Annotated in this window: 1 protein-coding gene; it reads right to left on the bottom strand. The window is 39.0% G+C overall.

Features of this window, described 5'->3' with window-relative positions:
- Positions 1-206, bottom strand: a 206-nt coding sequence (locus AAEY72_RS16560) for an RDD family protein (protein ID WP_352311801.1), incomplete at its 3' end; no start/stop codon positions are given.
- Positions 207-231: the final 25 nt, after the last annotated feature.

The following is a 231-nucleotide window of genomic DNA, read 5'->3' as shown; positions in this document are numbered from 1 at the left end:
CGGTAAATACGCTTGTTTTCTTCTTTGGTGAGTGCAATAACTTCGGTTTTAGAAAGGTAATCTTGCAAAGCTTTTTTATTTTTAAAATCAACCAATACCACTAAATTACCTAAACCAAGTAATGCACTAACACTGCGAATTATTGCTTGCGGCCAGCTAATAAGTTGCCCATCTAGAGTTTGTACTTTTAAGCGCCATGCGCGCATGCCAATGGTTTGCCCGCTTTTAGTC

Source organism: Psychrobacter sp. W2-37-MNA-CIBAN-0211 (assembly GCF_040309405.1).
Taxonomy (GTDB): domain Bacteria; phylum Pseudomonadota; class Gammaproteobacteria; order Pseudomonadales; family Moraxellaceae; genus Psychrobacter; species Psychrobacter glaciei.
This window is presented reverse-complemented; position numbering and strand designations above follow the sequence as displayed.